Genomic DNA, 13,119 nt, shown 5'->3' with positions numbered 1-13,119 from the left:
CCGTCGTTATAGTAAATTGAATGGGGTAACGGCGCAGACAAATATACTACTGCCGGCGGGGCTATTATGAGCAATTCTTCTGGGGGAAAGGTTTTGCTTTGGTTATGTGGACGAGCGGGCCATCGGCTTGTTAGCCTGAACGCCGTGAAAATGAATAAGGAATGCATACGATGCCCGGAACGAAACAGGCCAGCCTGATCGCGCGAACTCTCCAATGGGTGCTGAATATCGGCTTGATAATACTGGCTATTATTCTGGCCGTCTTCCTCGCAAAGGAGACGTATTCACTGGCAACCGTGCTGTTTAACGCCAGTCAAAATGCCTCATCTTATCTGTTGATCGAAGGGATCGTGATCTATTTCCTCTACTTCGAATTTATCGCGCTGATTGTGAAATATTTCCAGTCCGGTTTTCATTTTCCGCTGCGGTATTTCATTTACATCGGCATTACCGCCATCATCCGCCTGATCATCGTCGATCATGAAAGCCCGACGGATACCCTGATCTACTCCGGCGCTATTCTGCTGCTGGTATTGGCGCTTTATCTGGCGAATACCGAACGGCTTAAACGCGAGTAAACAAAAAGGCGGCCTGAAGGCCGCCAAACGAGACACAGGATCAAACAATAAAGGTCAATGATGAAATTCGTCAGCCTTTCACGCCGCCGGCCGTCAGCCCGCCCACCAGCCAGCGCTGCGCCAGCAGGAACACGGCGGTAATCGGGATGGCGGAAAGCACCGCCGCTGCGGCGAAGTCGCCCCACAGGTAGTTCTGCGGGTTAAGGTATTGCTGCATGCCCACCGCCAGTGTGTAACTGTTCACGTCGCGCAGCAGCAGCGAGGCGACCGGCACTTCGGTGATGGCGGCGATAAACGACAGAATGAACACTACCGCCAGAATCGGCACCGATAATGGCAGCAGCACCAGACGGAACGCCTGCCACGGCGTCGCGCCATCCAGCGCGGCGGCCTCTTCCAGTGAATTGTCGATGGTTTCGAAATAGCCCTTGATGGTCCAGACATGCAGCGCGATGCCGCCCAGATAGGCGAAGATCACGCCGCCGTGCGTATTCAGGCCGAGGAAGGGAATGTATTGCCCGATGCGGTCAAACAGGGCATATAACGCCACCAGCGACAGCACCGCCGGGAACATCTGGAAAATCAGCATCCCTTTCAGCAGCGTGCTCTTGCCGCGAAAACGCATGCGGGCGAAAGCATAGGCGCAGGTGGTGGAGAGCGTCACGATGCCGATAGCGGTCACGCCGGCGATCTTTATCGAGTTCCACAACCACAGCAACACCGGGAAGGGCGGCGGCGTGACCCGGCCATCAGGACCGGTGACGCTCATGCCCAGCGCCAGGCGCCAGTGTTCCCAGGATATCTGCTCGGGGATCAGGCTGCCGGTGGCGAAGTTACCGGCGCGCAGCGAAATGGCGATGACCATCAGCAGCGGGAACATAATCATCGCGATAAACACGATCATCAGCAGGTGCGTGAGCCACAGGCGGTAACGCTGGGATTTGGGTTGAACCATAGCCATGAGCCGTCTCCTTAGTCAAAGTTCATTTTGCTGGCTTTCAAATTCAGGATAGCCAGCGCGCCGACCAGCAGGAATATCAGCGTGGCAATCGCCGCCGCCAGGCCGAAGTCCTGACCGCCGCCGCCTTCAAAGGCGATGCGGTAGGTGTAGCTCACCAGCAGGTCGGTATAACCGGCCGGTGTGGAGGTGCCCAGCATGTCCGGGCCGCCGTTGGTTAACAGCTGAATCAGCACGAAGTTATTAAAGTTAAAGGCGAAGCTGGCGATCATCAGCGGCGTCAGCGGTTTGATCAGCAGCGGCAGCGTAATGCGGAAGAAGTTCTGGAACGGCGATGCGCCGTCCATCGCTGAGGCTTCATACAGATCGTCCGGGATCGCTTTCAGCAGCCCCATGCACAGGATCATCATGTACGGATAACCCAGCCAGGTGTTCACGATCAGGATCATGCTCTTGGCGGTAAGGGGATCGCTGAACCAGGCTGGTTTGATGCCGAACAGGTGGCTCAGCATCATGTTGATCTCACCGAAGCTCTGGTTAAACAACCCCTTGAAGATCAATATGGAAATAAACGACGGCACCGCATAAGGCAAAATCAGCATGACGCGGTATATCGCTTTTCCCTTCAGCGCTTCCCACTGCACCAGGCAGGCCAGCACCATGCCTACCGCGACGGTAAAGATCACCGTCAGCACGGAGAAGATGATGGTCCAGATGAAAATGCTGACGAACGGCTGGCGGATGCCTTCGTCGTTGATGACCCGCAGGAAGTTTTTCCAGCCGGTGGTGACGGTGAAGCCGGGGCTGAGGCTTTCGGTCTGCCACTGGCCCTGCGCGTTGACGGCCTGATAAAAGCCGGTATCCGTATTGGGGCGGTAAAGCGTGCCGGTCTGGTTATTCTTCAGCGCTTCGCCGTCTTTATCTAAAGAATACAACGGGCTGGTGGCGGAAAACTGGCGCAGGGAACTCATGCGCAGCTCATCTCCGTCCGGCAGCACGGCGACCAATGTGTTCAGCACCTGACGGTTTTGAGTAATCACGCGCAGCGTGGCTTTCTCCCCGGCGGGCGCCTGCTCCTGTGGTTGCAGGGCCAAACGCGGCTCTTCCGGTACGGTGAGGCTGAACGGCGCGGAAACGTAGGCTTTGCCGTCGTTAGGGTTGATTAACTGAAGCTGCCATTTATCGGCGGCGGGATACAGGGCGAAGGTAAACGTCTTGCCGCTGGCGAACTGGCGCTGCAATAACACCGACTGCGCCCGCTCGAAGGTTAACTGGTTGGTACTGCTGTAGTTGGTAAAGGCAATGGCGATGGTGCAAATCAACGGGAACAACACGAACAGCCCCATCCCCGCCATTCCGGGATATACATAGCGCCAGGCGTAGGCTTTACGGTTGGCGAACACGTACAGGCCAGCGCCGATCAGCACCAGCGTCAGCATGGCGAACAGATATTCGCCCTGCGCGTACATCAAAACGACAAGATAACCGGTAAACAGGCTGCATGCGCCGATCAAGAGCCATTTCAACACGTCACTCTGCCACCACTTGCCCGGTTTAGCGCCTGGATATTCTGCATGGGATAATGACATAAAAGCGTTCCCTCATTTCTCTCGCTGTCACGCCGGAGGCGGCAATGGCGCGGAAGCCCGCGCCATCATGGTTTCAATGATTACTTGGCAATGCGCTCTTTCACACCGTCCAGCGCTTCTTTCACCGTCTGGCGGCCGCTTACCGCGTTGATGATTGCGCTGCGCTCGGCGTACCAGAAGGCGCTCATCTGCGGAATGTTCGGCATGATTTCGCCTTTCTGCGCGTTCTGCATGGTGGCGGCGATGCGCGGATCTTTCTCCAACTGCTCCTGATAGGACTTCAGCGCCACGGCGCCCAGCGGCTTGTCTTTGTTAACCTCTTCCAGCCCGGTATCCGTCATCAGGTAGTTTTCCAGGAACTCGGTCGCCAGCTCTTTGTTCGGGCTGGCGGCGTTGATGCCTGCGCTCAGCACGCCGACGAACGGCTTGGACGGCTGGCCTTTGAAGGTCGGCAGCAGGGTGACGCCGTAGTTAATCTTGCTCTTGTCGATGTTGGACCAGGCCCACGGGCCGTTAATCGTCATCGCGGTTTCACCCTTGTTAAAGGCGGCTTCGGCAATGGAGTAGTCCGTATCAGCATTGATGTGCTTGTTCTTCACCAGGTCGACGATGAACTGTAAGCCAGCCAGTGAACCGGTGTTGTTTACGCCCACGTCCTTGGTGTCATAGACGCCTTTTTCATATTTAAAGGCATAACCGCCGTCAGCGGCGATGATCGGCCAGGTGAAGTAGGGTTCCTGCAGGTTCCACATGATGGCGCTTTTGCCTTTGGCGCGCAGTTCTTTATCCAGCGCCGGAATGGCTTCCCAGGTCTTGGGCGGCTCAGGCAGGATGTCTTTGTTATAAATCAGCGACAGCGCCTCTACGGCGACCGGGTAGGCAATCAGTTTGCCGTTATAGCGTACGGCGTCCCAGGTGAAGGGATAGAGTTTGTCCTGGAAGGCCTGGGAAGGGTGAATTTCTGCCAGCAGGCCGGACTGGGCATAGCCGCCGAAACGGTCATGCGCCCAGAAGATGATGTCCGGGCCGTCGCCGGTGGCGGCAACCTGCGGGAATTTCTCTTCCAGCTTATCGGGGTGTTCTACGGAAACTTTAATGCCGGTCTCTTTTTCAAATTTCTTACCCACTTCGGCTAAACCGTTATAACCTTTATCGCCGTTGATCCAGATAACCAGTTTTCCTTCTTCTATTTTCGCCAGTGCGGAAGATGAGAGCACCAGCGTGGCGATCGCGGAAAGCGCGAGGGTACGGGCCGTGTTTCTGACGACAGAGGAGGTCGTTTTATTAATCATGATCCAGTCCTTACGTGTTCAGTCGTGGGAATTCGGTAAGCGCCCCGCAATATCACGGAGCTATTGATTCTGTGTCATAGTCGGCTACCCCTGCCTCCTTCTCATCCTCCCCCCCTCTACGCCCCTGTGTCGTTTAGTGTGATCTGCTTAACATTGCTGACGGTTCTGTGGTATATGGCGCAAAAAATGTACAGCAATTTTGTAATCGCGATCACGAATTGGCTTTTTGTCACCGGCTGCTGATCCGCCTCTTCTCCCCCTCATCCTCCCGGCTCCTCCCCCATGAAAAACCTTGTTACGGATGATTACGTTTATGTGGGGTACGCGCACTATCGGCAACATTCGAGAAGTTTCGCGACGAATGGAAGGAGCAGCGCATGGCGGGCGTAACGCTGAAGGGTGTATATAAAGCTTACGGTGAAGTGGTGATCTCCAAAGACATCAATCTGGAGATTGAAGACGGGGAGTTCGTCGTTTTCGTCGGCCCCTCCGGCTGTGGTAAATCTACGTTGCTGCGTATGATCGCTGGCCTGGAAGACATTACGTCCGGCGATCTGTTCATCGGCGATACCCGGATGAACGACGTGCCGCCGGCACAGCGCGGCATCGGCATGGTATTCCAGTCCTACGCCCTGTATCCGCATCTCTCCGTTGCAGAAAACATGTCCTTCGGCCTGAAACTGGCCGGCGCGAAGAAAGATGAAATCAACCGGCGCGTTAATCAGGTTGCCGAAGTGCTGCAACTGGCGCACCTGCTGGAACGCCGCCCCAAGGCATTGTCGGGCGGTCAGCGGCAGCGCGTGGCCATCGGCCGTACCCTGGTGGCGGAGCCGAACGTCTTCCTGCTGGATGAACCCCTTTCTAACCTCGATGCCGCGCTGCGTGTGCAGATGCGCATCGAAATTTCCCGTCTGCACAAGCGGTTGCAGCGCACCATGATTTACGTCACTCACGATCAGGTCGAAGCGATGACGCTGGCCGACAAGATCGTGGTGCTGGACGCCGGACACGTGGCCCAGGTCGGCAAACCGCTGGAACTCTATCACTACCCCGCCAACCGCTTCGTCGCCGGTTTTATCGGTTCGCCGAAAATGAACTTCCTGCCGGTGAAGGCGCTGACCGCCGAAGCGCAGCGCGTAGAGATCGAACTTCCCAACCAGCAGCGCGTCTGGCTGCCGGTAGACGGCTCGGGCGTGCAGCCGGGAAGCAACCTGTCATTGGGCATCCGCCCCGAACACCTTCTGCCCAGCAGCGAATCACCGGTAACGCTTTCCGGCGAAGTGCAGGTGGTGGAGCAGTTGGGCAACGAAACTCAGATCCATATCGACATTCCGACCATGCACCCCAATCTGGTGTACCGCCAGAACGACGTGGTGCTGGTGGAGGAAGGCGCGACGTTCGCCATTGGCCTGCCGCCTGAACGCTGTCATCTGTTCCGTGAGGACGGCGTCGCTTGTAGGCGGCTGCATCAAGAGCCGGGCGTGTAACAAAAGCAGAAAGTATAAGCCGTAAGGCACCCCTTAACAGGAGATATTACGATGATGATTTTGCGCAAAGTACCCTTGGCTATGGCGGTGGCGACAGCCGTGCTGTCTACGCAGGCCCTGGCTGTTGACTTCCACGGTTATGCCCGTTCCGGCATCGGCTGGACCGGCAGCGGTGGTTCACAGGAGTGCTTTAAAGCAACCGGTGCCCAGAGCAAATACCGTCTGGGTAACGAATGTGAAACCTATGCGGAGCTGAAGCTGGGCCAGGAGCTGTGGAAAGAGGGCGATAAGAGCTTCTATTTCGACACCAACGTGGCATATTCCATCGATCAGTCCAACGACTGGGAATCCACCAATCCGGCCTTCCGTGAAGCTAACGTACAGGGTAAAAACCTGATTGACTGGCTGCCGGGTTCTACGCTGTGGGCGGGTAAGCGCTTCTATCAGCGTCATGACGTTCACATGATCGACTTCTACTACTGGGATATCTCCGGCCCGGGCGCAGGTCTGGAAAATATCGATCTGGGCTTTGGTAAGCTTTCTCTGGCGGCGACCCGCAACACCGAAACCGGCGGTTCCTCCGCATTCCGCTCCAACGGTGTGTATGACTACAACCAGGATACCGCCAATGACGTATTCGACGTGCGTCTTGCCGGCCTGGAAGTCAACCCCGGCGGTACGCTGGAGTTAGGCGTGGACTACGGCCGCGCGAACCCGAAAGACGGCTACCGCATGGCGCCGGACGCCTCTAAAGACGGCGTAATGCTGACTGCGCAGCACACCCAGTCTATTTTCGGCGGCTATAACAAGTTCGTGGTGCAATACGCCACCGACTCTATGACCTCCTACAACAGCGGTCACTCCGAAGGTTCCAGCATCAACAACGACGGCCACATGATCCGCGTGCTCGATCACGGCGCGATGGACTTCAACGACAAGTGGGGCCTGATGTACGTGGCGATGTACCAGGATATCGACTGGGACAGCAAGAACGGCACCACCTGGTACACCGTGGGCGCGCGTCCGATGTACAAATGGACGCCGATCATGAGTACCCAGCTGGAAGTGGGCTACGACAACGTGAAATCCCAGCGTACCGGCGAACATAACAGCCAGTACAAGATCACCCTGGCCCAGCAGTGGCAGGCCGGTAACAGCGTCTGGTCACGTCCGGCCATCCGTCTGTTCGCCACCTACGCCAAGTGGGATGAGAAGTGGGGCTATGCCAACTCTGATTCCGGCGCCGGTTACACCTCCGGTGTGGCGTATAAAGACACCAGCCTTAATCAGTTCAGCCGCGGCGATGACGATGAGTTCAGCTTCGGCGCCCAGATGGAAGTTTGGTGGTAAGCGATTTTCCCCTGTGTCGGCGGCCTGATGGCCGCCGGTTTTGGATCCGGTCCGTCTACTTGCCAGCCGGCCGGATTTTTACTGAATGGTTTCTGAGGACGTTTGAATAATGAAAAAGATAATCAACCAAACCAGAAAGACAACGCTTTCCCTGAGCCTGGCCCTGATGTTGTGCGGCGCTGCCCCGCTGATGGTTCAGGCCGCTGCGCCGGGCGATATTTCTACCGCGCCGGCGCTGTCTGCCCAAACGCTGCAAAGCCTTCCCTGGCAACCCCTGGTACCGCCGGTGACCCAAACCGTGAAGCTGGATGCCGCCAGCGCGCAGATTAATCAGGGCGAAATCAGCGGCGCGGTCGGCGCGTTTACGCTGCCGGCGGATCGCGGATCGCTGGAAATCGTGGTCAGCAGCCTGGTTGACGGCGGCAAGGTTTATTCACCCAGCGTACTGGTGCTGGATGAACATATGCGCGCGGCAGCGTATTATCCGGGCAGCTATTTCCCGTATGAGCAACCGGGCGTAATGAGCAGCGATCGCCTCGAAGGCACGCTGAAACTGACGCCCGCGCTGGGGCAAAAACAAATTTATCTGCTGGTATATACCACACGCCAGGACTTAGCGAAGACCACCCAAATGGTGGCGCCGGCGAAAGCCTATGCCGCCGGCGTGGGCAACGCCGTGCCTGACATTCCCGATCCGGTAGCGACGCATCAGAGCACCGGTACGCTGAAGATTAAGGTCAAGGCGGAGCAAAACACCGGTAACGTCATGATCGGCGGGCTGATTCCGGTCACCCAGAGCCAGCCGCCGGTGGTGGTGGGCAATGCCGCGCCGGCTCCCGCCGCTGCGCCTGCACCGGCTGCCGCGCCGGCAAAACCCGCACAGCCTATGCTGAAAGATACCGATGACTATTTTAACCGTGGCATTCAAAACGCCGTGAAGGGCGGAGACATCGATAAGGCCCTGAAACTGATGAATGAAGCGGAACAACTGGGTTCGACCACTGCACGTGAAACCTTTATCCGCAGTGTAAAAGGCAAGGGTTAGTAAAATAACCGACACGCGGATGTTGGCTCTTTGACTGGTGCGCCGCCGGCGCACCCTTTTTACTTTGTGGTTCTCCCCGCATTTTAATTTCCTCCAAGCGTTTATTCTTTGTTGCGTTTTTGATCAAGAATTGCTACCCGTCTGCCTCAGTCGCTGATTCTGCGTTACAATGGTGCACTTTTTTGGGCATTACACCGCAGGTAATGCTGTATTTTACCGTCTGGAGTCTAAGGAATGTCTGATGTGCAGCCCTGGTTACGGGTGTATGACTGGCTGCCGCTCGAAGAGGCATCGTTGTCGCCGGGCTACCGCAGTTGGCTGAGTGAATGTGGTTCCATGACCGCGCGCTGTGAGCGGCATTGCCGTCGGTTTACCGTTCATTTGCAGCGCGAGGCATTTATTGCGCGCGATGAGCTGAGCGAAGAACTCACCCAGTTGCCGGATTGCGCGCATTACTGGCTGCGTGAGGTGACGCTGTGCGGCGACGGCGTTCCCTGGATCCAGGGGCGCACGCTGGTGCCGGAAACGTCGCTGAGCGGCGAGATGCGCACGCTGATGTCGCTGGGCACCGTACCGCTGGGGCGTTTTTTGTTCAGCACCGATACGCTGGCGCGTGATTACATTCAGGTCGGCGTGCAGGATGAAACGTTATGGGCGCGGCGCAGCCGGCTGCGTCTGGAAGGAAAACCGTTATTATTGACGGAATTATTTTTGGCGGATGCGCCGATGTATGTTGAAACGAATGATTTTTTGGGGTGTGGGAATGTGTAACGGGAGGGAGTCGTGACCAAGACCAAGCTGTTGGCTTATTGCCGGTTGATGCGCATTGATAAGCCGATTGGTTCTCTGCTGTTACTCTGGCCGACATACTGGGCGCTGTGGCTGGCGGGAAAAGAGATCCCCAGCCTGAAAATGTTGTTAGTGTTCACTATCGGCGTGTTCTCGATGCGTGCGGCGGGATGCGTGGTGAATGATTTCGCCGACCGCCATTTTGATGGTCACGTTAAGCGTACCTGCCAGCGTCCGCTGCCGAGCGGCGCGGTGAGTGAAAAAGAGAGCAAATGGCTGTTCGTGCTGCTGGTGCTGCTGTCGTTCTGCCTGGTGCTGACGCTGAACGCAATGACCATCTGGCTGTCGGTGGCGGCGCTGGCGCTGGCCTGGGTCTACCCGTTTATGAAACGGGTGACCAACCTGCCGCAGGTGGTGCTGGGTATGGCGTTTGGCTGGTCGATCCCGATGGCGTATGCTGCCGTCAGCGAGAGTCTGCCGCTGAGTTGCTGGCTGTTGTTCCTGGCGAATATCTGCTGGACGGTGGCGTACGACACGCAGTACGCGATGGTGGACCGGGATGATGACCTGCGGATCGGCATTAAGTCGACGGCGATTCTGTTCGGGCGCCACGACAAGCTGATCATCGGATTGCTGCAACTGGCGACGGTGCTGCTGATGGTCTGGGTCGGGTATCTGAACCAGCTCAGTGGTGCGTACTACTGGGGCATTTTGCTGGCCGGCGCGCTGTTCATTCATCAGCAACGGCTGATTGCGCAGCGGGAACGGATGCCGTGCTTTCAGGCGTTTATGAATAATAACTATGCCGGACTGGTGTTGTTTATCGGCATTGCGATGGCGGTGGGCGTTTAGGTTAGAGAGGACTTACAGGGGGCATTCCGCACCCTGGTGCATTTTGTCTTTCTGACCCCTATCGTTATGACCCGCAAATAAAAAAGACCCGTCGCTGATGGCGGGTCTTTACGTTTCTGGATGGCTACGGATTAATTCGCGCGGGCATCCGCGGCTTTTTCTCCGTCGTCGCCAGAAGCGACCTCCGTGGCCGGGATGCTGGCGCTTTCAATCGTCAGTTTAACTTCCGGGGTCAGCAGGGCGACCAGCAGATTATAGACTTCCAGCGTGTGCTCACGGATCGCATCGCCGATATCGTTGATGTAGCCTTCGGCGCGCAGGGTGTTGACCAGAGTGGCGAACACGGCTTTGTCGAAGAACTCCGGCGCGTTGATGCCGTGCAGTACCGACAGACGCTGCGCCATGATGCGGCTCTCTTTTTCCAGCGCGCCGCGGTTGATGCTTGGGTTGGCGCTGAGCAATGAGAAGGTGATCGCGTAGCGTTGCAGGGTTTCGCGTACGCCTGCGGCCATCAGCTGCAACGGACGGATACGCTGGGGATTCATTACCAGCTCATCGCCTTCGGTGAACACCAGTTGCTGGCGCGCCAGCTCAAGAACCACCGGCGCCAGAACCTGTTCCAGATCCTTACGGTCGTAATACAGGAACAGCTCTTCCTTCAGCATCGGATAGAGCAAATCGATCTGACGCAGCAGCTCGGTGCGCGAGATACGCCCGTGATGCATGACGATGCTGGCAATCAGCGAAGGCAGGATCAGCATGTGCTGGATGTTGTTACGGTAGTAAGTCACCAGCACTGCCTGCTCGCGCGGCAGGATGATCAGATCGCCGAAGTTATCTTTCTCAACCTCAAACTTACCCATTTTCAGGGCGTGCTCCAGCAGCGCCTCGGCGCTGAGCGCCGGCACGGTGGCGTCGGCGGCATAAGGCGCATTGCGCAGCAGTTGCAGGTAACACTCCAACTGTTCCAGCAACTGCTCACGGGTCAGCGCCCGCTGCCGTGAAGCCAGCAACGCGGTGGAACAGAGGTTCATGGCGTTGGCGGCGGCGGATTTGTTGATGTTGACCATCACCTGATTGGCGATGGCGTTGACGCTGGGCGTCAGCCAGCTCGGGCGCTGGGCTTCAATCGGATCGATGGCTTCGCGCCAGTTGGGCACCTGATGGTTCAGCCAGGCGTTCAGCGGAATCGGTTCGCCGAAGTTCACGTAGCCCTGGCCCAGATTACGCAGCTTACGCAGGCCGCGCACCATCTGCGGCAGGCTCTCTTTCTCTTTGGCCGCGCCGCGCAGTTCCTTGGCGTAGGTCGCCACTTCCATGACGTGTTCGTAACCGATATAAACCGGCACCAGCGTGATCGGGCGTTTGCCGCCGCGCAACATCGCCTGCAGCGTCATGGCCAGCGTGCCGGTTTTCGGCTCCAGCAAACGACCGGTGCGTGAACGACCACCTTCCATAAAATATTCAACGGAATAGCCGCGGCTGAACAGCTCGCCGAGATATTCACGGAACACTGTGGAATAAAGCTTGTTGCCTTTAAAAGTACGGCGGATAAAGAATGCGCCCAGGCGGCGGAAGATCGGCCCGGCGGGCCAGAAGTTCAGGTTGATGCCGGCGGCGATGTGCGGCGGCACCAGCCCCTGGTGATACAGCACGTAAGACAGCAGCAGGTAATCCATGTGGCTGCGGTGGCAGGGCACATAGACGATTTCGTGACCGTCCTGCGCCAACTGACGCACGCGCTCGGCGTTATGGACGTTAATCCCCTGGTACAGGCGGTTCCAGGTCCAGCTTAATACGCGATCGGTCAGCCGCACCGCTTCGTAGGTAAAGTTCGCCGCGATCTCTTCCATCAGGACGATCGCGTTCTGCTGGGCTTTCTCGCGGGAAATTTTCTTCGTGCGCGCTTCGTCTTCCACGGCTTTTTCAATGGCCTTGGACGCCAGCAGCTTGTTGAACAGCGCCTGACGATCCGGCAACTGCGGCCCTACCGCCGCCAGACGCTGGCGGGAGAAGTGCATGCGCGCCACGCGCGCCAGTTTCTGCGCGATGGTTTTATCGGTGCCGTGCTCATTCGCCATGTAGCGCAGGGAAACCGTGGTGGAGAAACGCACGAAGCTGTCGCGTCCCAGCCAGATGATCGCAAAGAATTTCTGAATACCGTTAAGCAGGCGCAGCGGCGGCGTTTGGGAAGGTTCGTGCCCTTCACGGCCCGGAGAGCGGCCGAACATCACCGATACCGGCAGCATCTGGATATCCAGCGCCGGATTGTTGCGGTGCAGATCGAGATACTCATGAAACAGCTTCACCGACTCCGGCTTCGGCGCGTAATAGCGGAATACGCGTGGCCCGCGGTCAATGAAGACGTGGCGGGGCAGCAGATGGCCGTCAATGTCGTTGGCTTCCAGCGGGTCGGGAAGCTCCAGCGCCAGGCAACGCTTACGCAGCGTCAGCAGGTCTGCTTTGGAGTCATAAGGCAGGACATACAGCACCGGACGGGTGGTGTCCAGATTCAGCTCAACCACGGGATCGGCGGGAATAGCCTTACCCCGCACCAACAGGTTGATGGGTAATTTCAGGATATTGAGTAAAAATTTACGCCAGGCGGACATAAAACGAAAAGCCTCTTATTAGCTGTGCGCGGCAAGAATACCAGATTACCACACAGAGATCTGTGGTGATGAGACAACGGTAACGCGCTAAAATTGCCGCGACTTCTAATTTTTAGATGGATATACAATGAATAAAGCAACCGGATTTGAGCGGATCGTGAAAGCCACAGGGTACTCTCTCAAGGGGCTGAAACAGGCGTGGCAGAATGAAGCGGCGTTTCGTCAGGAGTCATGCCTGCTGGTGGCTGCGGTGATTATCGCCGCCTGGCTTGATGTGTCGGTAGTGGAGCGCATCTTGCTGATCGGCTCTGTGGCGCTGATCCTGATGCTGGAGATCGTCAACAGCGCGATCGAGGCGGTGGTGGATCGCATTGGTCCCGAGCACCACGTTTTATCCGGCCGCGCCAAGGATATGGGATCGGCCGCGGTATTTGTGGCGATCTTCATGGCGCTGTTCGTATGGGTCAGCATTCTGTGGGAATGTCTGCTTTAGGAAAGGACGGGCATGCCGCAGGCACCCTTTCCGAAATAAAAGACGATTTTTGCCATAAAACCCGCCGTATTATG

At 57.2% G+C, this 13,119-nt stretch carries 11 protein-coding genes; 7 read left to right on the top strand and 4 right to left on the bottom strand.

From position 1 onward, the window contains the following. Window positions 1-170 precede the first annotated feature (170 nt). Window positions 171-578 (top strand): phosphate-starvation-inducible protein PsiE, encoded by a 408-nt coding sequence (psiE, locus tag C8D90_RS18025; RefSeq protein WP_115459848.1) that lies wholly within the window; start codon window positions 171-173, stop codon window positions 576-578. A 70-nt stretch (window positions 579-648) separates the two neighbouring features. Here psiE and malG read toward each other — a convergent pair whose 3' ends face one another. The 3 genes from malG to malE all read right to left on the bottom strand — a co-directional run bounded on the left by malG (window position 649) and on the right by malE (window position 4,417). Beyond that, window positions 649-1,539 carry a maltose ABC transporter permease MalG gene (gene malG / locus C8D90_RS18020; RefSeq protein ID WP_115459847.1) on the bottom strand — a complete coding sequence of 297 codons (891 nt, stop codon included), beginning with the start codon at window positions 1,537-1,539 and terminating at the stop codon, window positions 649-651. An 11-nt stretch (window positions 1,540-1,550) separates the two neighbouring features. Continuing rightward, window positions 1,551-3,125: a maltose ABC transporter permease MalF gene (malF, locus tag C8D90_RS18015; RefSeq protein WP_115459846.1), complete on the bottom strand. Its 1,575-nt coding sequence runs from the start codon at window positions 3,123-3,125 to the stop codon at window positions 1,551-1,553. Between the two features lie 80 nt (window positions 3,126-3,205). Continuing rightward, a complete protein-coding gene (gene malE / locus C8D90_RS18010; RefSeq protein ID WP_115459845.1) occupies window positions 3,206-4,417 on the bottom strand; it encodes a maltose/maltodextrin ABC transporter substrate-binding protein MalE in 1,212 nt (403 codons plus the stop codon). A gap of 377 nt (window positions 4,418-4,794) precedes the next feature. Between malE and malK the strand changes: the two genes are divergently transcribed. The 5 genes from malK to ubiA all read left to right on the top strand — a co-directional run bounded on the left by malK (window position 4,795) and on the right by ubiA (window position 9,940). Beyond that, entirely contained in the window at window positions 4,795-5,904 is a 1,110-nt protein-coding gene (gene malK / locus C8D90_RS18005; protein WP_115459844.1) for a maltose/maltodextrin ABC transporter ATP-binding protein MalK, read from the top strand. 51 nt (window positions 5,905-5,955) lie between these two features. After that, window positions 5,956-7,254 (top strand): maltoporin, encoded by a 1,299-nt coding sequence (locus C8D90_RS18000; RefSeq protein ID WP_115459843.1) that lies wholly within the window; start codon window positions 5,956-5,958, stop codon window positions 7,252-7,254. A gap of 109 nt (window positions 7,255-7,363) precedes the next feature. After that, window positions 7,364-8,299 (top strand): maltose operon protein MalM, encoded by a 936-nt coding sequence (malM, locus tag C8D90_RS17995; RefSeq protein ID WP_115459842.1) that lies wholly within the window; start codon window positions 7,364-7,366, stop codon window positions 8,297-8,299. A gap of 234 nt (window positions 8,300-8,533) precedes the next feature. Next, window positions 8,534-9,070: a chorismate lyase gene (gene ubiC / locus C8D90_RS17990; RefSeq protein WP_115459841.1), complete on the top strand. Its 537-nt coding sequence runs from the start codon at window positions 8,534-8,536 to the stop codon at window positions 9,068-9,070. A gap of 12 nt (window positions 9,071-9,082) precedes the next feature. Beyond that, entirely contained in the window at window positions 9,083-9,940 is an 858-nt protein-coding gene (gene ubiA, locus C8D90_RS17985; protein WP_115459840.1) for a 4-hydroxybenzoate octaprenyltransferase, read from the top strand. A 131-nt stretch (window positions 9,941-10,071) separates the two neighbouring features. Here the strand turns inward: ubiA and plsB are convergent, their stop codons facing one another. Next, window positions 10,072-12,552 (bottom strand): glycerol-3-phosphate 1-O-acyltransferase PlsB, encoded by a 2,481-nt coding sequence (plsB, locus tag C8D90_RS17980; RefSeq protein ID WP_115459839.1) that lies wholly within the window; start codon window positions 12,550-12,552, stop codon window positions 10,072-10,074. 127 nt (window positions 12,553-12,679) lie between these two features. Between plsB and C8D90_RS17975 the strand changes: the two genes are divergently transcribed. After that, on the top strand, window positions 12,680-13,045 hold the full coding sequence (locus C8D90_RS17975) for a diacylglycerol kinase (protein ID WP_115459838.1): 366 nt from the start codon (window positions 12,680-12,682) through the stop codon (window positions 13,043-13,045). Window positions 13,046-13,119: the final 74 nt, after the last annotated feature.

The organism is Enterobacillus tribolii (genome assembly GCF_003363015.1).
GTDB classification, from domain to species: domain Bacteria; phylum Pseudomonadota; class Gammaproteobacteria; order Enterobacterales; family Enterobacteriaceae; genus Enterobacillus; species Enterobacillus tribolii.
This window is presented reverse-complemented; position numbering and strand designations above follow the sequence as displayed.

Coding starts and splice junctions, on each gene's coding strand:
- malE (WP_115459845.1), bottom strand. CDS start 4,417: ATGATTAATAAAACGACCTCCTCTGTCGTCAGAAACACGGCCCGTACC.
- ubiC (WP_115459841.1), top strand. CDS start 8,534: ATGTCTGATGTGCAGCCCTGGTTACGGGTGTATGACTGGCTGCCGCTC.
- psiE (WP_115459848.1), top strand. CDS start 171: ATGCCCGGAACGAAACAGGCCAGCCTGATCGCGCGAACTCTCCAATGG.
- malF (WP_115459846.1), bottom strand. CDS start 3,125: ATGTCATTATCCCATGCAGAATATCCAGGCGCTAAACCGGGCAAGTGG.
- plsB (WP_115459839.1), bottom strand. CDS start 12,552: ATGTCCGCCTGGCGTAAATTTTTACTCAATATCCTGAAATTACCCATC.
- malK (WP_115459844.1), top strand. CDS start 4,795: ATGGCGGGCGTAACGCTGAAGGGTGTATATAAAGCTTACGGTGAAGTG.
- C8D90_RS17975 (WP_115459838.1), top strand. CDS start 12,680: ATGAATAAAGCAACCGGATTTGAGCGGATCGTGAAAGCCACAGGGTAC.
- C8D90_RS18000 (WP_115459843.1), top strand. CDS start 5,956: ATGATGATTTTGCGCAAAGTACCCTTGGCTATGGCGGTGGCGACAGCC.
- malM (WP_115459842.1), top strand. CDS start 7,364: ATGAAAAAGATAATCAACCAAACCAGAAAGACAACGCTTTCCCTGAGC.
- malG (WP_115459847.1), bottom strand. CDS start 1,539: ATGGCTATGGTTCAACCCAAATCCCAGCGTTACCGCCTGTGGCTCACG.